Here is a 22,661-nt window from a genome sequence, read left to right on the forward strand (position 1 = left end):
CCCTTTATTCCGCTCCGCCCCCCCCCTTGATCTCCCCCTCCGCATTCACACTCTTCCCCCCCCCGCGGCGCTCCCCTTGGGGGGGGGGGGGGGCCCCGCCGGGCGTGCTGCGCGGCCGGCCCCGGTCGGGCGCGGGGTGGGGGGCGTACTACTCGGCGGGGATGCCGCTGGGGCGGCCCGCCGCGGCGGCCTCGATGCGGGCGGCGACCTTGGGCACGTTGGGGCGCTCCAGCATCGAGAAGTGGTTGCCGGGCGACTCGTCGATGAGCAGGGTGCCGTCCACGCGCCGCTTCCAGCCGAAGTCCCAGCCGGTGAACAGCTCGGTCTCGGCGCGGATCAGCAGCACGTCGCCGTGGAACGGCTCGCGCGGGGTGTCGCGGTACGTGATGAGCGCCCGGGCGTGCCGCTGGTAGAGGCCCACCAGCCGGCGCAGGTCCTCGATGGTGGCCGCGTCGGCCCGCTCGTCGTCGGTGCCCCGGGTGAGCTGGATGACGTACCGCAGGCGGGCCTCCTCGTCGAGGGCCTCCAGCTCCGCCTCGGTCGTCGGCAGCTTGTGGCCGAACGCGCCCAGGATCGCGGCCGACGCGGACGTCACGTACCGCGGCGGCACCGGGTCGTCGATGCTGGCGCTGACGATGGTGAGCATGCCCACCTCCTCGCCCGCGAGCTGGAGCCGGCGGGCGATCTCGAAGGAGACCATGCCGCCCATGCACCAGCCGCCCAGGTAGTACGGGCCCTCCGGCTGGACCTTCTTGATCTCGGACAGGTACAGCGCGGCGATCTCCTCCACGCTCTCCGGGCGGGGCACGTCGGGGCCCGCGTACTCGGGAGCCTGCACCGCGTAGAAGGGCTGCTCGGGGTGGAGCACCTCGACCAGCTCGGAGTAGCTGAAGACGCTGCCGCCCAGCGGGTGCACGAAGAAGACCGGCGGCCGGCTCCCCGTGGTGCGCAGCGGCACCACCACACTGGCCCGCACCTCCTGCTCCCCGTCGATGATCCGGGCGAGCTTCTCCACGGTGCCGTCCTCGATCAGGGCGGCCACCGGCACCTCCACGTCGGTGAGGTCCGGCAGCCGCATGACCACGCGCAGCGCGGAGATGGAGTCGCCGCCGAGCTCCAGGAACGGGTCGGTGACGCCCACCCGCTCCAGGCCGAGCACGTCGCGGAACACCTCCGCCAGCGCCTCCTCGGTGGGCGTGCGCGGGGCCACGAACTCGCCCGCGGCGGTCTCCTCGCGGCCCGGGGCGGGCAGCTGGTTGCGGTCCACCTTGCCGTTCGGGGTGAGCGGGAAGGCGTCGAGGACCACGAAGGCGCTGGGGACCATGTACTCGGGCAGCGCGGCGGCCACGGCGGCGCGCAGGTCGGCCGCGGCGGGCGCCTCGCCCTCGGGCGTGAGGTAGGCCGCCAGGCGCTTGGCGCCCGGCTGGTCCTCGCGGGCCACGACCACGACCCGGCCCACGCCGGGCTGCCGGGCGAGGACCGACTCGATCTCGCCCAGCTCGATGCGGAAGCCGCGCACCTTGACCTGGTGGTCGGAGCGGCCCAGGAACTCCAGCTCGCCGGAGGGCAGCAGGCGGGCCACGTCACCGGTGCGGTACATCCGGGCTCCCGGGGCGGCGGCGAACGGGTCCGGCACGAAGCGGTCGGCGGTCAGCCCGGCGCGCCCCAGGTAGCCCCGGGCCAGGCCGTCGCCCGCGAGGTACAGGTCGCCCGCCACGCCGTCGGGCACCAGGGCGAAGGACGCGTCCAGGACGTACGCCCGGGTGTTGTCGATCGGTCCGCCGAGCGTGACGGGCGCCTCGGGCAGCACCCGCTGGAGGCAGGACCAGATGGTGGTCTCGGTGGGGCCGTAGGCGTTCCACACCACCGGGAACCGCGCGGTCAGCTCGCCCGCCAGGTCCTGGGGCAGCGCCTCGCCGCCGGAGATCACCCGCAGCCCGGGGTCGGCCCCCAGGCCCGCCTCCACCAGCAGCCGCCAGCTGGACGGCGTGGCCTGCACCAGGGTGGCGCCGCTGTCCTCCAGGAAGGCGCGCAGCCGCGGGCCGTCGACCGCGATGTCCGGCGCGAGGACCAGCTCCGCGCCGGTGATCAGGGGCAGGTAGACCTCCAGGCCCGCGATGTCGAAGGAGAGCGAGGTGACCGCCACCAGCCGGTCCGCCTCGCCGATCCCCAGGTCGCGCCCGAAGGAGAGCAGCAGGTTCAGCAGCGCGCCGTGCGGGATCTGCACGCCCTTGGGGCGGCCGGTGGAGCCCGAGGTGTAGATGACGTACGCGAGGTGGTCGGGGGACGCCGCCGGGGGCAGGTCGTCCTCGGGGGCGCCGGCCGCGGTCGCCGCGTCGACGGCCAGCACGTGCGCGCCCGCCGGGTCGAGCGTCCCCGCCAGGTCCGGGTCGGTGAGCAGTACGGACACCCGGGCGTCGGCCAGCATGTACTCCAGCCGGTCCGCCGGGTAGCCGGGGTCCAGGGGTACGTACGCGCCGCCCGCCTTCAGCACGGCGAGCAGGCTCACCACCAGCTCCGTCGAGCGGGCCTGGTGCACGCCGACCAGCACGTCGGGGCCGACGCCCAGGGCGCGCAGGTGGTGGGCCAGGCGGTTGGAGCGGGCCGCGAGCTCGGCGAACGTCAGCACGTCCTGCCCGCTGCGCAGCGCCACGGCGTCCGGGGTGCGCGCGGCCTGCCGGGCGAGCAGTGCGGGGAGCGTGGCGCCCGGCTCCCGCTCGACGGCGGTGGCGCCCCACTGCCCGGCGAGGCGCTCCAGGGCCTCGGCGCCGAGCAGCTGGGCGGAGTGCGCGGGCGCGTCCGGGTCGGCCACCAGGGCGGCCAGGGCCGAGCTGTAGTAGCCGCCGATCTCGGCGATCCGGGCGGCGGAGAACTGCGCGGCGTCGTAGTTGACGCGCAGGTTGACCTCGCCGGTGGCCGGGTCGGTGCCGAAGTTCGCGGTGAAGGGGAAGTTGGTCTGCTCGAAGAACGCGCCGCCGGTGACCGCGGTGTGCTCCAGGGCCATGTCGTAGCTGCGGAAGCTGCGGTGGTCCACGACCGTCTCGAACAGCTCGGGCCGCTGCAGGTCCTGGAGCAGCTGCGCCATCGGGTAGCGCCGGTGCTCCAGGGCCTCGCTCTCCTGGCGGTGGATCTGCCGCGCCAGCTCGTTCCAGCTGACCCCGGCGACGTCGGCGACCAGCGGCAGCGTGTTGAGGAACAGGCCGACCACCTGGTCGCCGTCGGCGGTCTCCGGGCGGCCGTTGCTGACCCGTCCGGTGACGACGCGGGTGGCGCCGGACAGCAGCGAGAGCACCCGGGCGTGCGCGGCGAACATCACGGACTTCACCGGCACCCTGGCCCCGGCGGCGACCGCGCGCAGCCCCGCCGTCAGGCCGGCCGGCAGCGGCACCTCGTACACCCGGGCCGTCCGCTCGGACGCCAGGCCCTCCTCCGCGAGCCGGGGCAGGCCGGTGAACTCGGCGCCGGCCAGCGTGCGGGCCCAGAAGTCGCGGGCCGCGGTGCTGGTCAGCGCCTCCTGCTCCAGGGCGAGGAAGTCGCGGAAGCGGGTGACCGGCTCCACCGCCTCCTCGACGCGTCCGGCGAGCCGGGCGTCGTAACCGGTCAGGAGCTGCGAGGTGACCAGGGACAGGCTCCAGCCGTCCAGGATCGCGTGGTGGAAGCTCAGGCTGAGCTGGAAGGCGTCGTCCGCCAGGACGTGCACGTGCAGCTTGAGCAGCGGGGCGAGCGAGAGGTCGAAGGGGGTGGCCTTCTCCGCGGCCGTCCAGCGGTCGGTGCGCTCCGTCTGCTCCCGCTCGTCGAGGCCGCGCAGGTCCTCGACGGTCAGCGGGGTGGGTACGGAGGAGTGCACCAGCTGCATCGGCGCGCTGAAGTTGCTCAGGTCGAAGCCGCTGCGCAGCACGTCGGAGCGGGCCACCACGCCCGCGAACACCTCGCGCAGGGCCTCCTCGTCGAAGCGGCCGGCGATGCGGATGCTGGAGATGTCGTGGTAGGTGGGCGTGCGGCCGTCCAGCAGGCTGTGGTAGAGCATGCCGGACTGCAGCCGGGTCAGGGGGTAGGCGTCGACGATCTCGCCGTGGCTCATTGCGGTGCCTCTCAAAAACGTTCTGGCAAGGACGGTCTGGCAAGGACGCTCGGGAACGGGTTACTTGGCGCGGAGCTTGGCCAGGTCCGCCGCGGAGAGCAGGCCGAAGGCGGCGACCTGGCGCCGCTCGGTGACCCGCTCGGTGCGCGAGGCCAGCCATGCGGCCACCGCCTCGACCGTCTGGTGCGCGAACAGTTCGGTCAGCGGGATGTCGAGGCCCTGCTCGCGGGCGAGGCCGACGACCCGGACGGCGTGCATGGAGTCGCCGCCGATCTCGAAGAAGTTGTCGGTGACGCCGACCCGGTCCAGCCGCAGCACCTGCTGCCACAGGCCGGTCAGCGTGCGTTCGGCCGCGTCGCGCGGGGCGACGAACTCCGCGCCCGCGGGCCGCCCGGCCTCGGGGGCGGGCAGTGCCCCGCGGTCGACCTTGCCGTTGGGGCTCAGCGGCAGCCGGTCCAGGACGACGAACGCGCTCGGCACCATGTGCTCGGGCAGCAGCCGCCCCAGGCCCGTGCGCAGCTCCGGGCGCCCCGGCACGGCCCCGCCCGGCGCGGCGGTCAGGTAGGCGACGATCCTGCGGTCGCCCGGCGCGTCCTCGCGGACCATCACCACCGCCTGGCCGACCCCGGCCTGTCCGGTCAACGCGGCCTCGATCTCGCCGAGTTCGATGCGGAAGCCGCGCACCTTGACCTGGTGGTCGATGCGGCCCAGGTACTCCACGGTGCCGTCCGGGCGCCAGCGCGCCAGGTCGCCCGTGCGGTACAGGCGGGCACCGGGCGCGCCGAACGGGTCGGGCACGAACCGGTCGGCCGTCAGGTCCGGCCGGTCGCCGTAGGCCCGCGCCAACTGCACCCCGCCGAGGAGGAGTTCGCCCGCCACCCCGATCGGGACGGGCGCCATCAGCCGGTCGAGCACGTACACCCGGGTGTTGGCGATGGGCGCCCCGATCGGCACGCTCGGCCGGTCCCAGCCGGGGCGGCTGGACCAGCGGGTGACGTCCACGGACGCCTCCGTGGGCCCGTACAGGTTCTCCAGCGCGGCGCCGGGCAGGGCCAGGTGCAGGCGGCGCGCCAGCTCGGCGGGCAGTGCCTCGCCGCTGCACACCACGAGGCGCAGCGAGGCGCACCGCCCGGCGGGCGCGGCCGACAGGAAGGTGTCCAGCATCGGCGGCACGAAGTGGCAGACCGACACCCGCTCGTCCTGGACCAGGCGGGCCAGGTAGTCGGGGTCGCGGTGGCCGCCGGGCTTGGCGAGGACCTGCCGGGCACCGGTGAGCAGCGGCCAGAACAGCTCCCAGACCGATACGTCGAAGCTGATCGGGGTCTTCTGCAGCACGGTGTCGGAGGCGTCGAGCCGGTAGGCGTCCTGCATCCACAGCAGCCGGTTGACGATCCCCCGGTGCGGCACCTGCACGCCCTTGGGGCGGCCGGTGGAGCCCGAGGTGTAGATGACGTACGCGAGGTGGTCCGGGCCCGCGAGCGGCGCGGGCGCGTGGTCCGGCCGCCCGGCCCCCGCCTCCGCGTCGACGACCAGGACGGTGACGTCGTCGCCGGCCAGTGCGGCGGTGTCGGTGCCGGGCCCGGTGAGCAGGACCGGCACCCGGGCGTCGGCGAGCATGAACTCCAGTCGTCCGGCCGGGTACCCGGGGTCCAGCGGCAGATAGGCGCCGCCTGCCTTGAGGACCGCGAGCAGGGCCACGATCAGCTCCACCGAGCGCTCCAGGTGCACGCCGACCACCACGTCCGGGCCGACGCCCAGGTCGCGCAGGTGGTGGGCGAGCCGGTTGGCCCGGCGGTGCAGCTCGGGGTAGGTCAGCTGCTCCTCGCCGCAGCGCACCGCGACCCGGTCGAGCCCGGCCCGCTCCTCCAGGAGCGAGGTCAGGGTGCGCTCCAGGTCCCAGTCGGCGTCGGTGGCGTTCCACCGGGCGACCACCCGGTCGCGCTCGTCCGCGCCGAGCAGGTCGACGGCCGCCACCGGGGTCCCCGGCGCTTCCGTGACGGCCCGCAGGACGCGCAGCAGGTGACCGGCGAGCCGTTCGGCGGTCTCCGCGTCGAACAGGTCGGTGTCGTAGTCCAGCCAGCCGATGACCTCCTCGCCGTCGTCCAGCATCCGCAGCGCCAGGTCGAACTGGCTGTTGGCCTCGGACACCTCGACCAGCTCGCTGGTGACGCCGGGCGCGTCGAAGGAGCCGAGCCGCACGTTCTGCAGGGCGAACAGGGCCTGGGTGAGCGGGCTGCGCGACAGGTCCCGCTCCGGGGCGAGCGCGGCCACCAGCCTGGCGAACGGCACGCCCTGGTGCTCGAACGCGGCGAGCGCGTGCCCGGTGACCCGCTCCAGGAGCGTGCCGAAGTCCGGCTCGCCGCGCAGGTCCAGGGCCAGCGGCACGGTGTTGAGGAAGCAGCCGACCAGGTCCTCGAACTCGGCGCGCTCGCGGTTGGCGACCGGGGTGCCCACGAGCAGGCGCTCCTGGCCGGTGTGGCGGGAGAGGACCACGCCGAAGGCGGAGAGCAGCGTCAGGTAGAGGGTGCTGCCGCGCTCGCGCGACAACTCCCTTATCCGCGTGGACAGTTCAGGGCCGAGGGCCAGGCGGTGCCGGGCGCCGCGATGTGCCTGCACGGCCGGGCGGGGGCGGTCGGTGGGCAGTTCGAGGACGGTCGGCACGCCCGCCAGTTCTCCGGTCCACCAGGCGACCAGCTCCTCCAGCGGCGGCCCGTCGAGCGTCTCGCGCTGCCAGCGGGCCGCGTCGGTGAACTGCAGGCCGGTGCCCAGGTCGGGCGCACCGCCCCGGACGGCCGTGCGGTAGGCGGCCGACAGGTCGTCGAGCAGCACGCCGAACGACCAGCCGTCGAACACGATGTGATGCACCGTCAGTACGAGCAGGTGCTCGTCCTCGCCCGTCCGCAGCGCCAGCGCCCGCAGCAGCGGACCCGCCGCCAGGTCGAACGGCTCCTTGGTCTCCGCCATCGCCGCGGCCAGCGCGGCGGCCGACGGGTCCGCGGCCCCGCGCAGGTCCCGGGCGCGCACCGGCACCCGGGCGCCCGGGGTCACCCGCTGCACCGGCGAGCCGTCCTCCAGGGCGAAGCCCGTGCGCAGCACCGCGTGGCGGCGCACCACCGCGTCGACGGCCGCCTGCAGCGCGTCCGCGTCCAGGGGCCCGCGTAGCCGGAGCACCAGCGGCATGTTGTACGCGGCGTCCCCGGGCCGCAGTTGTTCCTCCAGCCAGAGCCGTTCCTGCGTCCACGACAGCGGTGCGGGGGCGTCCACCGGGCCGCGCGGCACCTCCTGCGCCGACCCGGTCCCGCCGTCGAAGCCCGCGTCCCGGACCAGCCCGGCCAGCGAGGCGATCGTCGGGTGCCGGAACAGGTCCCCGAGCGACAGCTCGGCGCCCAGCGTCCGGCGCACCCGCACGAGCACGCGGCCGAGCAGCAGCGAGTGGCCGCCCAGGGCGAAGAAGTCGTCCCGCGTGCCCACCCGCTCCAGGCCCAGCACCTCGCGCCAGATCCCGGCGAGCTCGCGCTCCAGCGGGCCCCGGGGCGCGACGTACCCGCCGACGGCGCTCTCCTCGCGGCCCCGCGCGCGCAGCGCGGACCGGTCCGGCTTGCCGTGGGCGGTCAGCGGCAGCGCGTCGTGCACCACGAACGCCGACGGCACCTTGTACTCCGCCAGCCGTGCCACCAGCGCCGCGCGCAGCGCGCCCAGGTCGGGCCGGGCGCCGCCGGTCACCAGGTGCGCCACCAGGCGGTGGCCGCCGTGCGGCTCGGGCTCGGCCAGCACCACGGCCCGGCGTACCCCTTCGAGACCGGTCAGGGCCGCCTCGACCTCGGCGGGCTCCACGCGGAAGCCGCGCACCTTCACCTGGTCGTCGGCGCGCCCCGCGTGGTCGAAGAGGCCGTCCGGGCGCAGCCGCGCCAGGTCCCCGGTGCGGTAGGCGGAGCCGGGGGCGAAGGGCAGGGCGGTGAACCCGGAGCCGTCGACCACGTCGGCGTACCTGGCCAAGTGCGGTGTACGGACGACCAGTTCGCCGAGCTCGCCGATCCCGGCGAGCCGCTCCCCGGCGACCACGAGCAGCTGGACCTCGTCGATGCCGGGGCCGAGCGGCACCGGGCCCTCGCCGTCCGGCGCGGGCTCGCCGCCGCGCCGGACCAGGTGGACCGACACGGCCTGCGGGGTCTCGGTGGCGCCGTACAGGTTGAGCAGGTCGGCGCCGGGGGCCAGGGCGGCCCAGGCGCGGACCGTGCCGTGGGTGAGCACGTCGCCGCCGAAGCCCGCGAGCCGCAGCTCCGGCCAGCCGCCGCCGTCGGCGCCCTCGGCGTCGGCCAGGGCGGCGGCGAGGGCCGGGGTCAGGTGCGCGACGGTGATCCGGTCCTCGCGCAGCGACGCGGCCAGCGCCCCGGTGTCGCGCGGGTCGGCGCCGGGGAGGACGGCGGTCGCCCCGGCCCACAGCGGGGCGAGCACGTCCCGCAGGAACGGGTCGTGCCCCAGGCCCGAGAGGACCGAGAAGCGGTCCCCGGCGCCGATCCGGAACTCCTCGGCGTACCAGGCCAGGAAGTGCGCCAGCGGGCCGTGCGCGCCCAGGATCCGGCGGGGCCGCCCGGTGGTGCCGGAGGTGAACGCCACGTACGCCGGGTCGTCGGCGGCGGGGCGCGCCGCCGGCACCTCGCCGCCGGGGAACGGATCGCCGTCCGGGCGGTCCGGGCGGTCCGGGCCGTTCAGGCGGTCCAGGCCGTCCAGCGCGAGGACCGGAGCGGTCGCGAAGGCCGCCGTACTGCGGCCTGCCGCCGCCTCGATCCAGGCGGCGGGCTTCAACTCGGCTGCTCTGAGGGCCAGTTCGGCCTCGGGGTAGGAGGCGTCGAGGACCGAGAAGGCCGCCCCGGCCCGCAGCGCGGCGAGCAGCGCCAGCACGGTCAGCGGGGAGCGGTCGGCGTGCACGGCCACCACGTCACCGGGGCCCACGCCCAGGGCGCGCAGCCGTGCCGCCGCCGACGCGCTCGCGGCGGCCAGTTCCGCGTACGTCCAGGTGCGCCCGGGCCCTTCGAGCGCGGGACGCTCCGGGTGCAGCCGGGCGTGCTCGTCCAGGCGCTCAGGGACGGAGCCGGGGTAGGAGGCGGACAGGGCGCCGTCCAGGCCGGGGGCGAGCGCGGTGGCGCGCCCGGTGGCCAGGGACAGCGCGGCGACCGGGCGGGCCGGGTCGGCGACCGCCTGCGCGAGGACCGCCTCCACCTGCTCCAGGAGGTCCGCCACGCGCTCGGGCAGGAAGAGGCCGGAGTCGTACACGGCGTCGAGGACGATCCGGCCGCCCTCGGCGGAGACGTACAGGGTCAGGTCGAACTTGGCGTCGATCCCGGGGAACGGCAGCTGCTCCACCGCGCAGCCCGCGAGCTCCAGGGGCGCGGCGGGCGGCAGCACGTTGAAGAACACCTGCACCGGCCCGCCGCGGCCGCCGTCCCCGCCCGGCGCGCGGTCGGCGGACAGGCGGTGCAGCGGGGCGCGCTGGTGGCCGAACGCGTCCAGGGCGCTGCGCTTGACCCGGGCGACGAGGTCGGCGAACGACGGGCCGCCGGACAGGTCCAGGCGTACGGGGAGCGAGTTGAGGAAGCAGCCCAGGGTCCGCTGCTCCGCGGCGCGGCGGCTGGAGACCGGGGTGCCGACCAGCAGGTCGTCCCGGCCGGTCTGCCGGCCGAGCACCACGCCGAAGGCGGTCAGCGCGGTCATGAACAAGGTGGCCCGCTGGGTCCGGCCCAGTTCGCGCACGCCCTCGCTGAGAGCGGGGGAGAGGGCGCGGCGGACCTCGGCCCCGGCGCGGTGGCCGCCGAGCGCGCGGGGCCGGTCGGCGGGCAGCTCCAGCGTGCGCGGCGCGCCGTCGAGGTACTCCTGCCACCAGTCGAGGAGCCCGTCCTCCGGCTGCTCCCGCTCCCGGCGCGCGGAGTCCGCGAACTGGCCCACGGCGGAGTCGAGTTCACGGGCGCGGGGAGTGCCGGGTTCATGGGAGCAGGGAGTGCCGGTTTCATGGGCGTCGGCGTACCGCTCGGACAGTTCGGCGAAGAGCAGGCCGAACGAGGCGCCGTCGGAGACGAGGTGGTGCGCGGTCACCACCAGCAGGTGCTCCTCGTCGGCGGTGCGCACCGCGAGGAACCGCAGCAGGGGGCCCGCCGCCAGGTCGAAGGGGCGCCGGGCCTCGTCGAGCACGGCCGCCCGCGCCGCCCCCTCCGGATCGTCCTCGGCCCGCAGGTCCAGGACGGCCACCGGCAACTCGACCGAGGGCAGAACGCGTTGGACCGGGGCGCCGTCCGCCTCGGCGAAGACGGTGCGCAGGGCGGAGTGCCGGGCCGCCACGCCGTCCACGGCGCGCCGGAGCGCGGCGACGTCGAGGGGGCCGGAGACCCGGGAGACCACCGGCATGTGGTAGGCGGTGCCGCCGGGCCGCAGCTGCTCCTCCAGCCACATCCGCTCCTGGGTGTACGTGAGCGGGAAGGGGGCGTCCTCGCCGGACGGGTGGGTCGCCTCGCGGGTGGTGCCGTCGGTGAACTCGTCGGTCATGTCAGGTCCTTGGTGAGCAGCTGGTCCAGCTCGGAGGCGAACAGGTCGGTCAGCAGGGCGTGGGTGGCGTCCGGCAGCAGCCCCCGTGGTGCGTGCAGGGCTCCGGTGAGCGCGTCGCCGTCCTCCCACAGCTCGACGACGAGCTCCGCCTGCGGGCCGAGCGGCGGCGCGGGCCGGGGCCGCAGCACGGCCCCGCCCAGGCGCACCGGGGCGCCGACCCGCTGGAGGGCGAGGACCGTCTGGTACAGGGGCATCCGTCCGGCGGCGGGCCGGGGCGCCAGGGCGGCGATCTCGTCGGTGGGCAGGGCGGCGTGCGCCAGGGCCCGCAGCAGCCGGTCGCCGGCCAGGGCGACCAGCTCGGCGCCGCCGGTGCCGGGCGGTCCGGCGATCCGGACGGGGACGCCGTTGGCGAGGTAGCCGAAGGTCCGCTCGTGGGCCGGGTCGCGGTCGGCGACGACGGTGCCGACGGCCAGGTCGAGCTGCCCGGTCCAGGTGGACAGGGTCCGCCACCAGGCGGCGATGAGCAGGGTCAGCGCGGGCGTGCGGTGGCGGGCGGCCGCCGCGTGCAGCCGGGGGCCGGTCCCGTCGGGCAGCGCGATCGCGTGCTCGGCGACCGGGGTGGTCCACAGGGACCGCATGGCGGGGACGGGGACGGGGACGGGCAGGTCGAGCGGGCGCAACCCGGCCAACTCGCCCTGCCAGAAGTCGCGTTCGACGTCCGTGGCGCGGCCCGTCACCGGGGGCGCCGGTGCGGGGGAGGGCGTGCCGCCCGCCCACGCGGTGGCCAGGTCGGTGAGCAGCACCTGCTCCGAGTGGCCGTCGTAGACCGCGTGGTGGACGGCGAGGAGCAGTGTGTGCCGGTCGTCGGCGTGCGTGAGCAGTCCGGCCGCGAGGAGCGGCCCGCGGGCCAGGTCGTGCACGGACGCGGCCAGTTCGGCGGTGAGGGCCGCCCCGGTGGTGTCGTCGGCGGACCGGCGGGTGAGGAGGACGGGCGCGGGGCGCGGGGCCACGGCGCGCCGTGGCCGGCCGCCGTCGGTGGGGAAGGTGGTGCGCAGGGCGGGGTGGGCCGCCGCGACCGCCGTCAGCGCCGCCTCGAGGCGGTCGGCGTCGAGCGGCCCGGTGACGTCGATCCGGCTGACGGCCACGTGGCCGGGGGCCCCGGGTGCCAGGCGCTCGGCGAGCCAGAACCGGCGTTCCCCCGGCGAGAGTCGACCGCTGACGTCGCCGGACGCCTCCTCCTCCCGCCGCCGGGGGCGGCGCGCGGCCAGCTCCTCCAGGGCGCGGACCGTCGCGTGCCGGTAGACGTCGGGCGCGAAGAGGTCGCGGTCGAGCAGGCCGGAGAGCCGGGCGGCGATCCGCAGCACCTGGAGCGAGTGGGCGCCGAGGGCGAGCAGGTCCTCGTCCTCGCCGAGCGAGGGGTGCGCCAGGATCTCGCGGACCGCCCGCAGCGCGGGCGAGCTGCCCGGGGCGACGGGCTCCTCGGCCGGTGGCCGGGGGCGTACGAGTGCCTCGACGGCGCGCAGGTCCGCCTTGCCGGTCGGGCCGAGCGGCACCGTGTCCAGCCGTACGTACCGGTCGGGCCGCAGGTAGGCGGCGAGCAGGGCGTGGCCCGCGGCGGCCAGCCGGTCCGGGGCCGGGGAGCCGCCGGGCCCGGTGGTGTAGGCGCAGGCGGTGCCGGTGACGGTGCCCCCGGCGTCGTACAGCGGGAGCAGGAAGCACTCCTCGACGCCGGCGACGCGGCCGAGCACGCGCTCCACCTCGCCGGGCTCGACGCGGAAGCCCCGCACCTTGAACTGCCGGTCGGCCCGGCCCACGTACGACAGGCGGCCCCCGGGTGCCATCCGGACCAGGTCGCCCGTGCGGTAGACGCGCACGGGGCCGCGCCCGGGCACGTCCAGGGAGGTGAAGCGGCGCGCGTCCTCCTCGGGGCGGTCGAGGTAGCCCAGGGCGAGGCCCCCGCCGCCGACGAGGAGTTCCCCGGCCTCGCCGTGCGGGACGAGCGCGCCGTCGGCGTCGACCACGGCGAGCAGGGTGTCGCGCACGGCGGTGCCGACCGGGATGCCGTCGGGCTCGTCGAGGTCGGCGGCGGTGACGTCGTGCGCGGAGACGAAGACCATGGACTCGACGGGGCCGTAGCCGTTGGTCAGGCGCACCCGGGGGTGCGCGGCCAGGAACCGGGCCACGTGGGCGGGCGACAGGCGCTCGCCGCCGGTCATCACCTGGCGCAGCCCCGCGAAGGCACCGGGGTCCTCGTCGACGATCAGGTTGAGCAGGGAGCTGGTGAGCCAGAGGGTGTTCACGCCGTACCCGGAGACGAGGCGGCGCAGGCCGGCCGGGTCGAGCGGGGTGCGCGGCGGTTCGACCACGCAGCCGCCGTTGAGCAGCGGGCCGAGGACCTCCAGGGCCCCCGCGTCCCAGTAGGGCGCGGCGACCAGGGGCATCACGGTGTCCGGGCCCAGGTCGGCGTACCCGCCGTGCAGGAAGGTGCGCACCAGGGCGCGGTGCGGCACGGCGACACCCTTGGGGCGGCCGGTGGAGCCGGAGGTGAAGAAGACGCACGCGGGCGCGTCGGCTCCGACGTCGACGCACCCGTTCGCATCGTCGTCAGGGGCGGGAGCGGCCGGCAGCGGTACGAGGGGCAGCGCGTCCGGCACGGACCCGGGACCGGCGCCCGCCGCGTCGAGCACGAGCCGGGCGCCCAGGTCGTCCAGGACGCCGGACAGCCGCTCGGCCGGCCACGCGGGGTCGACGGCCGCGTAGGCGGCGCCGGAGAGCAGCACGCCGAGGGCGGCCACCACGAACGCCCCGCCGGGGCGGGCGAGCACGGGCACGTGGTCGCCGGGGCGCACGCCGCGGCGCAGCAGTTCCGCGCGCACCGCACCGGCCGAGGCGACCAGTTCGCGGTACGTGAGGGTGCCCGCGGCGGTGCGCAGCGCGGGGGCGTCGGGGGTGCGGGCGGCGGTGGCGAGCAGGACGCGGTGGGCGGTGGCGTCGTCGGGGACGGGGAGGCCGGGGCCGTGGGCGAGTGATCGGTTCATGGTGGTGGCTCGGCGGCGGGGCCGCTCGGGTCCTAGGCCCGGGTCCGGGCGGCGGCGCGGGCGGTGTTGACGGTGGCGGTGAGCGTGTCGGGCGTGGAGTCGAGCACATCGAGGAAGTCGACCTCGACGCCCCAGCGCTCCTCGATCCGGGACACCACGACGACCGCGTGGAAGGAGTCGCCGCCGTGGCCGATGAAGGAGCCGTCGCCGGGGACGTCGGCCCCGAGCAGTTCGGTGAAGAGGGCACGTATCTCGGCCACGTCGACGTGCTCTGCGGATGCGTCAAGCACAGACACCTGAAGTACTCCGTATTCTGGGGAAGAGGTTATTCATGGGCGTGGCACGGCCGCTTCTTGTTTCTCCGTGTGAACGGGTGCGAAGCGATCGTTAACGCTGTGTGAAATCTGCCGCCACCGGGGCGCGGGCCCCTTTTGAATTCCCTTTGCACATCGGTGCGGTCCGGGCGGGGGCGGGGTGGGGCGCGACTAGCTCCAGCCGGTGTCGTCCAGCCGCGCCGCGGCAGAACCGCTGGTGGCGGCCGGGAGGTCGGCCGCCACGGCCGACGTGGAGGCCAAGGTGGCGGCGAGGGCCGCGGTGATTCCGGCGATGAATACCGCGAACTTCTTTCCCCTGCTGTTCATGGTGGTCCCCCGTGCTGTGGTGAATGGATTTCGGAAAGCGGCTCGACCGCCGTTCCCTCGTTCCTCAAGTTTTGGGTTTTCAGGGGGTCGTGGTCCAGCCACGGAGGCCGCATCATGATGCCCTACACCAAGCTGCAGGGCAGGCAAGAGTGACTATTACGCCAAAAGCGGACATCATGGCTCGTCTGGAAACCCTCCGCGCCGAGGACGTCCAGGTCTACGGCTGGGCCGTCACCCACGGCACGCTGTCGGTCCCGGACGCCGCCGTCGGCCTCGGGCTCTCCCAGGAACGGGTCGCGCGCGCGGTGGAGACGCTGTCCGCCGTCCCGCTCCTCAGACCCGTCGGCACCGGGGACGACGGGCCACCCGGCGCCTGGCGCCCGCTGGACCCCCAGGCGGCCAGCGCGGAAGTGGCCGCCGCCGAGTCCCGCTTCCGCCGCGGCCTGGCCGGGATCTTCACCCTCTGGGACACCGTCGACTCGCTCAACGCGCTCTACGCCACGGGCGCCCACGACGGCGCCCGCACGGTGTCCCTGGAGGTCGTGGAGTCCCTGCCCGAGGTCATCGCCCTCCTGGAGGAGGCCAGCGGCAACTGCCGCCTGGAGGTGATGACCTCACAGCCCGGCGGCGGCCGCCCCGCGGCCGAACTGGAGCAGTCGATCGTCCGCGACCTGGCGATGATCGGGCGCGGCATCCGGATGCGCACGCTCTACCAGCACACCTCGCGCCACCACGCGCCCACCCAGGAGTACGTCGAGCGCGCCACCGCCGCCGGGGCCCAAGTACGCACGCTCACCGAGCTGTTCGGGCGGATGATCGCCTTCGACCGGGAGGTGGTCTTCCTGCCCCACGCACAGGTGAAGGGAGGGGCCGCGGTGATCCGCGACCCCTCCACGGTGGCCTTCCTGTGCGCGGCCTTCGACCGCAACTGGCAGATGGGCACGCCCTACAGCCCGGCGCTGCCCGACGGGGAGGTCCGCGAGGGCATCAAGCTGGCCATCCTCACCATGCTCAGCCAGGGCCTGCGCGACGAGACGATCGCGCGCAGGCTCGGAATCTCGCTGCGCACCTGCCGCAAGTACGTGGCCGACCTCTTCGAACTCCTCGGCGCCGAGAGCCGCTTCCAGGCGGGCTACCTGACCCGCGCCAGGAACATCCTGGACAACTCCGGGGACGTGCCGCCGGGAGGCGCGGGCGGCTGACGGGAGGCGCGCGGCCCGCACCGGAACGGACCCCCGGCGCGGGCCGCTCGCGGCGTCGGGTCACACCACCGCGCCGGCCCGCCCGTCACGCCATCGCTTCGGCCCCGCCCGTCACGCCACCGCGCGTACCGTGCGCGGCCCGCCGTCCAGGCTCACCGGGTGATGGCGCAGGCCCGCCGGGGCCAGCCAGTCGAAGGGCTGGTAGACGGCGGGACCCAGGCCCAGGCCCTCGGCCAGCTGCTCGCGCAGCCGGTTGGAGGCGAACGCCCCGATGACGTTCATCTGGGCGTCCCGGTAGTGGCGCTCCACCTCGTGGCCCTGGGTGACGCCGAACGCGCCGTGGATCTGGACCGCCCGCTGGGCGATCTCCACGGCGAGCTCGGTGGCGTACACCTTGAGCATGCCGATCAGCTGGCGGGCCGGGCTGCCCGCCGCGCGCTCGCGCAGGGCCCGCCGCGCGAGCACCCGCGCCGCGTCCAACTGGGCACGTGAGTCCGCCAGTTGGGCCTGTACGCCCTCCATGTGGGCGAGCGGGCGGCCGAACGAGACCCGCTCCTGGGCGTGGCGCACCGACGCCGTCAGCGCGGCCTCGGCAGTCGCGATCGCCGCGATCGACACCAGCAGCCAGCCCCACGTCATGCCGTCCGACAGGGCCTGGAACGGCACCGGGATCACGTCCGCCTCGGGGACGTACGCGTCGGAGAACACCAGCCCGCCCCACGGCATCGCGCGCAGCCCCATGTGCGGGGTCTCGTAGCGCTGCACGCCTGGCTGGCGGAGGTTGACGAAGGCCAGGCACCAGTCGGGACCGTCGTCGCCCGGGCCCTTCTCGCGGCGGGCCAGGGTGACCGACACGTCCGCCGTGGGGGCATTGGTGATGCGGGACTTCTCGCCCCGGACGACGTACCCGCCGCCGGGCCGTCCCGACGGGCGGACCGTGGTGCGGTAGGTGCTCGCGTCGCTGCCCGCCGTCGGCTCGACGATGCCGAAGCAGGCCGTGTGCTCGCCGGACAGCAGCGGCCGGAGCAGCCGCTCGTGGTCGCGCAGGTTCCCGTACGTGGCGATGAGGCTGCCGCACAGCAGCCCGGACACCGTCGCCGACCAGTACGTGCCCGAACAGGCCCTGGCCAGCGCCTCCATGGCGTCGAACTGGGCGTCCGCGTCGGCCCCGGAGCCGCCGGCCTCCGCCGGGTGGAACAGCCGCAGGTAGCCGCTGTCGACCAGCTCCGCCCAGTTGGCGGCTGGTATCCGGCCCTCGGAGTCGGTGCGCGCCGCCCGGGAGGCGATACCGGGGAAGGACAGTCGGGCGTCGTCGGAGCGTGCGTGGTCGGTCATGATCCTCACCTTCAGCCGAGTCCGAGCAGGGAAGCCGCGACGACCGGGCGCAGCACCTGTGCGCCCCCGCCGGTGCGGGAGAGGAACAGGGCGTCGCGGTGCGCCCGTTCGGCCAGGCCGTCGCCGGTGTCGGCGAGCGGTCCGGTCAGATCGGCCGCCGCCCGGGTGACCCGGCGGGCCGCGCCCGCCACGAACAGCCGCGCGGCGGCGGCCTCCTGGAGCGGCAGCGCGCCGCCGTCGTCGAGCCGGGCGGCGGTCTGGCGCAGCAGGCCCTCGGCGAGCTCGACCTGGGTGGCGAGGTCGGCGAGCGCGAAGCGGGTGGCCTGGTCGTGGGCGAGCGGGCGGCCGAACAGCTCGCGCTCGCGCGCGGCCCGCACGGCGTCGCGGGCCAGGGCGCGCATCACACCGAGCCAGGGCGCGCCGCAGTACACCCAGTCCAGGACCGCGAGCAGCGGCTCCACCTCGGTGGCGGCGCCCTCGACCGTGCCGAGGACGGCGTGGTCGGCGACGTGCGCGCCGTCGAGCTGGAGCCGGCCCCACGGGCAGGTGTGCATGGCCGCCGGGCCGTCCTCGGTGACCAGCAGGCCGGGGGTGGCGCGGTCCACCAGGAAGGCGGTGCGCCCGCCGCCCTCGTGTGCGGCGACCACCAGGAAGTGGTGGGCCACCGGAGCCCCGGCCACCAGGTCGAGGCGGCCGGTGAGCAGCCAGCCGCCGCACGCGCCGGTCGCGGGGCGCGCGGTGACGGCCGGGGCGACGGAGCCGCCGTGCGTCTGGCGCAGTGACACCGCGCCGAACCACTCGCCGGAGGCCATGCGGGGCAGGTAGCGCTCGCGCTGGCGCGGCGTGCCGTGGGCGCGCACGGGGACGGTGGCCAGGACCGCGTGGACGGCCACGGCCAGGGCGAGGCCGGGGTCGCGGGAGCCCTCGGCGAGGCCTTCGAGCAGGGCCAGGCCCTCGGCGGCGGTGCGCCCGCCGCCGCCCAGGGCTTCGGGGACGAGGGGTCCGGCGAGGCCGGGGCCGGGTTTCGCGCGGGCCAGTCGGGCGAAGAGCGCCGGGTCCCAGCCGCGTGCGCGGTCCCGGTCGGCCGTGGTCGGCCAGGCGAGGCGGCCGGCCAGCTCCCTGGCGTGCGCGAGCGGATCGGCGCCGGGGCCGGTCGCGGCCTCCGGGTTCGTACGGAGTTCGGGCTGTGCGAGCACCATCGGATCTCCCATACGTCCTTGAATTCACGTACGCGATATCCCCCGTTGGCCGTGGGGACATGAGTACGGGTCCACGGGGAATGCGGTCACCGTAGTCGAGCGTGGGCGCCAATGCGGGCGAGGGCTCGGAATTATCGGACGGATGAGCGAAGTTTTACGCGGCCGGACACCGTGTCAGCTCGGTGACAGCCCCGTCGACCTGGCCTGACACTCCTTGACCTGACTTGACACGACGTGCATTGCCCAGGCCCTCCGCGCCCCTGCACCATATTGACCAGCGCTCCACGGCGTACCGCCTCGGAATACCGGAAAGCCGATTTCCGGCGGAACGCGAATTCAGCATCAAAGCCAGGAACGGTCCGTTGGAAAGCCGTTCCGGAAGCCGGATGCCGGCAGCCTGAAAAGAGAGGGAACGCACCATGGCAGTCACCCCCGCGCAGGAAAGCCTTCCCGCGCCGCCCCAGCTCTCCGACGCCACCCTGCGCGACTCCGCGCACATGGCCGGCGTCGAGTTCGGCCCCCGCGACGCCGCCGAGATCGCCCGCCTCCTGGTGCGGACCGGCATCGCCCTCGTCGAGGTCGGCATGGTCTCGGGCCCCGGCTCCAAGGACGCCGACCTGGTCGAGGCCACCCACGAGGCGATCGGCCCCGAGCGCAGCATGACGCTCCTCGTGGTCCGCGACCGCCAGCAGGTGGCCACCGCGCTCGACGAGGCCGAGCGGCTCGGCGTGCGCCACGTCATGTACTCCATCCCCACCTCCGAGCAGCACGCGAAGCTCAAGCTGGACTCCTCCAGCGCCAAGTTCGTCCAGGTGCTGGCCCGTTCGGCGATCGAGCAGGCCAAGGACCGGGGCTTCCACGTCACGTTCAGCGGCGAGGACGGCGCGCGCACCCCCAGGGAGCGCCTGGTCCCCTATGTCGAGGCCGGGTTCGCGGCCGGCGCCGACCGGTTCCGGCTCGCCGAGACGGTCGCGTACCTCTCGCCCTGGCAGATGGAGTCGGTCATCGCCGACCTCACCGCCATCGACGGCTCCGAGATCGAGATCCACTCGCACAACATGCTCGGCATGGCGGTGGCCAACTCGCTGGCCGCGGTGCGCGCGGGTGCCCGCTGGATCTCGGCGACCGTCGGCGGCATCGGCGAGCGCGGCGGCAACGCGCCGCTCGCCGAACTCCTCACCGCCCTGCGGGTGATCCACGACGACCGGCGCTTCGACCTGTCCCACCTGACCGAGCTGTCGCGGATCGCGCTGCGCGGCGCGGGCCTGGGGGAGGCGTTCCAGTCCGGTCCGACCACCCCGCACGCCTTCGCGTACGAGCTGCCGGGGCAGCTGCTCCACCCGGAGGCGTACGAGACTCTCCCGGCCGAACTCGTCGGCAACACACGCGAGTTGAAGGTCCGCACCCGGATCTCCGGCGCCCTGGTGCGCTGGGCGCTCGACGACTCCGGGGTCTTCGTGGACGTCGACGCCTTCACCCCGTGGCTGGTCGCCCGCCAGGAGGCCGGGGGCGCGCCGCTGCTGGACCGCGACGCGATCCGCAAGGCGGCCGTCGACTTCCAGAACGCCTGAGCCGCAGCACCCGCGTACTGCCGCACCACCCGCGTACCGCCGCATCACCTCCGCACCACCCGCACCACAAGAGCCGATCCGCACCACCCCGTTCTGCCACCACCCGTACCCGTAGAAGGAGCACCCCCGTGACCACCGCCACCCTGACCGGCGTCTGCCCCGAGTGCGAGACCGACCTGACCCTGCCGCCGATCGTCGTCGGCGAGACCCTGTCCTGCCCCGAGTGCATGCTGACGCTGCGCGTGGAGGCCATAGCCGACGGCCGGCTGACCCTGGAGATGGTCGAGGTCACCCTGCGCGACTGGGGCCAGTGAGATGGGCCGGAAGGTCGCCGTCGTCGCGGACCGGGTCGGCTGGGAGGAACGCCAGCTGATGCGGGCGGCCGAAGAGGCCGGACTGCGCGTCGACTGGGTCAATGACGAGGACCTCGCGCTCGGCTCCGCCGACGCCTCCCCGCTCGCCGGCTACGACGCGGTCCTGCTGCGCAGCCGCAGCTACACCCGCGGCGGGCTCATCGCCACCCTCGCCGAGGCGGACGGCACCCCCGTGCTGAACACCGCCGCCGCCATCCACGCCTGCGAGAACAAGCTCGTCCTGCGCGCCGTGCTGCGCGAAGCGGGCGTCCCCGTACCGGACTTCCGCCTCGTGCTCTCCCGCAAGGACTACGCCAAGGCGCTCGCCGACCTCGGCACCCCCGTCGTGCTCAAGCCCGTCTACGGCGGCATGGGCAAGCGGGTCACCCTGGTCCGCGACCCCGACCTGGCGCACTCGGTGTACGACTACGTCGAGGACCTGGGCCACGCCTTCGAGCAGGCCTGCCTGGCCGAGCCCTACCTCGGCGGCGGCTCCGTGCGCTGCCTGGTCGTCGGGCGCGAGATCGTCGCCGCCGCCGAGTTCGAGAGCGCGGGCGCCGACTGGCGCAGCAACGCCGCCCTGGGCAACCAGAGCCGCTCGCTGGCCCACGACCCGGACGTGGCCAAGGTCGTCGACGCGGTCGTGGACCGGCTCGGCCCCGGGATCTACGGCGTGGACCTGTTCCGCACCGCGTCGGGCCACCTGGTCAACGAGGTCAACCACGCGCCCGCCTGGCGCGGCGTCGCCTCCACCACGGACACCGACATCTCGGCCGCCGTCATCCGCCACGTACAGGAGACCCTCGAATGATCCGCACCGGAATCGTCGGAGCCTCCGGACTCGCCGGCGGGGAGCTCATCCGGCTGGTGCTCCAGCACCCGGAGCTCCGACTCACCTACCTGGGCGGCAACTCCAGCGCCGGCAAGCGCCCCGCCCAGCTGCACCCCGGGCTCCGCCTCGACCTCGGCCTCACCGTCGAAGCCGTCGACGCGGACCGGATCGCCGAGGCCTGCGACGTGGTGTTCCTGTCCACGCCCGCCGACGTCTCGGCCCGGCTGGCCGCCGAGCTCGCCGACCGCGTCGCCTGCGTCATCGACCTCAGCGGGGCGTTCCGGATCCGCACCCCGGAACTGCACCGCCGCTGGTACCCCAAGGCGCCGCGCACCACCGAGCTCGCCGACCGCTTCGTGTACGGCGTGCCCGAACTGATCGGCGAGGCCCTGGAGAACGCGGCGCTGATCTCGGTGCCCGGCTGCTACGCCACGGCCCTCACGCTGGGACTCGCGCCCCTCACCCTGGGGCTGGGCCTGGAGCTGAGGACCGTCGTGGTGGACGGCAAGAGCGGCTCCAGCGGCGGCGGGCTGCACCTGCGGGTGCCGGACCTGCACCCGCTGCGCAGCGGCGCCATCGCCCCGTACGCGCCCACCGGGCACCGGCACGCGGCGGAGGTGAGCGACTTCCTGGAGCGCAGCAAGCCCGGCAAGGTCGGCTCGCTGTCCATGTCCGCGTACGGCGTCGGGCACGTGCGCGGACTGATGACCAGCGCGTACGTCTTCACCGACGCCGAGGTCACCGAGCGCGACCTGCAGCGCGCCTACACCCGGTTCTACAAGGGGCACCGCTTCGTGCGGGTGCGGCGCAACACCGAGACGCTGATCCCGGTGCCCGACCCGCAGGCCGTCATCGGGTCCAACTACTGCGACGTGACGGTCCTGCACGACCCCGAGGGCGACCGGATCGTCGTCCTGTCCGCCCTGGACAACCTGCTCAAGGGAGCCGCGGGCCAGGCGCTCCAGGCCCTCAACCGACGATTCGCGCTGCCCGAGGAGACGGGCCTGACCATGCAGCCGGTGATGCCGACGTGACCGCCGCCGACCCCCGTACCGCACCCACCGTCGTCAAGCTCGGCGGCAGCACGCTGGAGGACCTGGCCGGCAGCTGGTGGGACGACCTGGCCGAGCACGGCCGCACCCGGCCGCTGGTCCTGGTGCACGGCTGGTCCAAGCCGCTGAGGAAGCTCAGGCCCCACTACAGCGAGCCGTCCGCGATCCTGCGCGACCGCTACGGCAACCAGAGCCGCTGGACCACCCCCGAGGTCATCGCCGACATCAAGACCGTCAGCGCCGCGCTCGGCGCCGACGTCCTGGGCCGGCTGGCCGCGCGCGGCATCACCGCCGAGCGGGTCCTGGGCAGCGACGGGCTGGTCAGCGCGGGGCCCGGCGAGCGCTACTGGTGGAAGGACAAGCAACTGGTCGAGCTGGAGAACCTCGTCGGACCCATCACCGACGTGGACCCCGGCGCCCTGGCGGACCTGCGGCCCGGCCACGCCTACCTGGTCACCCCGCTGGCCAGGGACGCCGAGGGGCGCGAGGTCAACACCGACGGCGACCGGGCGGCCGCCGCCGTCGCCGGGGCCGTCGGCGCCCGCGACCTGGTGCTCGTCACCGACGTCGCCCACCTGCTGATCGACGGCGAGCCGGTCCGCGAGATCACCGCGGGGGCCGCCGCGGCCTTCCGCGACAAGGGCGCCACCGGCGGCATGCGCAAGAAGCTACGGGCCGCCGGCGAGGCCCTGGACCGCGGCGCCGGGCGGGTCGTCATCGGCAGCGCCCCCGTCAGCGAACTGCTCGCCGGGACCACCGGAACCGTCATCACGCGTACGGCCCGCACCGGCGCCGTCGCCGCGCGAACCTGAGGAGCCGA

The 22,661-nt window shown here is 75.2% G+C and carries 13 protein-coding genes; 6 read left to right on the plus strand and 7 right to left on the minus strand.

The genetic code is table 11. From position 1 onward, the window contains the following. Positions 1-148: 148 nt before the first annotated feature. The 5 genes from ABT160_RS38950 to ABT160_RS38970 form a co-directional block, all read right to left on the minus strand. Positions 149-4,081, minus strand: a complete 3,933-nt coding sequence (locus ABT160_RS38950; RefSeq protein WP_351653229.1) for a non-ribosomal peptide synthetase — start codon at positions 4,079-4,081, stop codon at positions 149-151. A 60-nt stretch (positions 4,082-4,141) separates the two neighbouring features. Further along, a complete protein-coding gene (locus ABT160_RS38955; protein ID WP_351653231.1) occupies positions 4,142-10,618 on the minus strand; it encodes a non-ribosomal peptide synthetase in 6,477 nt (2,158 codons plus the stop codon). Further along, positions 10,615-13,656, minus strand: coding sequence for a non-ribosomal peptide synthetase (locus ABT160_RS38960; RefSeq protein WP_351653233.1), 3,042 nt, complete (start codon positions 13,654-13,656; stop codon positions 10,615-10,617). Before ABT160_RS38960 ends, ABT160_RS38955 begins: the two co-directional genes overlap by 4 nt. 32 nt (positions 13,657-13,688) lie before the next feature. Then, positions 13,689-13,916, minus strand: coding sequence for an acyl carrier protein (locus ABT160_RS38965; protein ID WP_351653235.1), 228 nt, complete (start codon positions 13,914-13,916; stop codon positions 13,689-13,691). A 225-nt stretch (positions 13,917-14,141) separates the two neighbouring features. After that, positions 14,142-14,297, minus strand: a complete 156-nt coding sequence (locus tag ABT160_RS38970; protein ID WP_351653237.1) for a hypothetical protein — start codon at positions 14,295-14,297, stop codon at positions 14,142-14,144. Between the two features lie 176 nt (positions 14,298-14,473). On the opposite strand from ABT160_RS38970, the gene ABT160_RS38975 reads away from it, so the two are divergent. Beyond that, on the plus strand, positions 14,474-15,499 hold the full coding sequence (locus ABT160_RS38975; RefSeq protein WP_351653239.1) for a helix-turn-helix transcriptional regulator: 1,026 nt from the start codon (positions 14,474-14,476) through the stop codon (positions 15,497-15,499). A 111-nt stretch (positions 15,500-15,610) separates the two neighbouring features. Here ABT160_RS38975 and ABT160_RS38980 read toward each other — a convergent pair whose 3' ends face one another. Continuing rightward, positions 15,611-16,834 (minus strand): acyl-CoA dehydrogenase family protein, encoded by a 1,224-nt coding sequence (locus ABT160_RS38980; protein ID WP_351653241.1) that lies wholly within the window; start codon positions 16,832-16,834, stop codon positions 15,611-15,613. Positions 16,835-16,845: 11 nt separating this feature from the next. Beyond that, on the minus strand, positions 16,846-18,033 hold the full coding sequence (locus ABT160_RS38985; RefSeq protein ID WP_351653243.1) for an acyl-CoA dehydrogenase family protein: 1,188 nt from the start codon (positions 18,031-18,033) through the stop codon (positions 16,846-16,848). Between the two features lie 419 nt (positions 18,034-18,452). Here ABT160_RS38985 and ABT160_RS38990 point away from each other — a divergent pair, with 419 nt between their 5' ends. From ABT160_RS38990 to ABT160_RS39010, 5 genes are all read left to right on the plus strand, one after another. Next, the gene (locus tag ABT160_RS38990; protein WP_351653244.1) at positions 18,453-19,604 is read left to right on the plus strand and encodes a hydroxymethylglutaryl-CoA lyase-like TIM-barrel protein; all 1,152 of its coding nucleotides are present in this window, start codon (positions 18,453-18,455) and stop codon (positions 19,602-19,604) included. Positions 19,605-19,732: 128 nt separating this feature from the next. Then, positions 19,733-19,918: a lysine biosynthesis protein LysW gene (locus ABT160_RS38995; RefSeq protein ID WP_351653246.1), complete on the plus strand. Its 186-nt coding sequence runs from the start codon at positions 19,733-19,735 to the stop codon at positions 19,916-19,918. A gap of 1 nt (position 19,919) precedes the next feature. Next, positions 19,920-20,768, plus strand: a complete 849-nt coding sequence (locus ABT160_RS39000; RefSeq protein WP_351653248.1) for an ATP-grasp domain-containing protein — start codon at positions 19,920-19,922, stop codon at positions 20,766-20,768. Continuing rightward, positions 20,765-21,823, plus strand: coding sequence for an N-acetyl-gamma-glutamyl-phosphate reductase (argC, locus tag ABT160_RS39005; protein ID WP_351653250.1), 1,059 nt, complete (start codon positions 20,765-20,767; stop codon positions 21,821-21,823). Before ABT160_RS39000 ends, argC begins: the two co-directional genes overlap by 4 nt. Then, a complete protein-coding gene (locus tag ABT160_RS39010; protein WP_351653252.1) occupies positions 21,820-22,653 on the plus strand; it encodes an amino acid kinase family protein in 834 nt (277 codons plus the stop codon). Before argC ends, ABT160_RS39010 begins: the two co-directional genes overlap by 4 nt. The last annotated feature ends 8 nt before the right edge of the window (positions 22,654-22,661 follow it).

The organism is Streptomyces sp. NPDC001941 (assembly GCF_040296945.1).
Classification (GTDB): Bacteria; Actinomycetota; Actinomycetes; order Streptomycetales; family Streptomycetaceae; genus Streptomyces.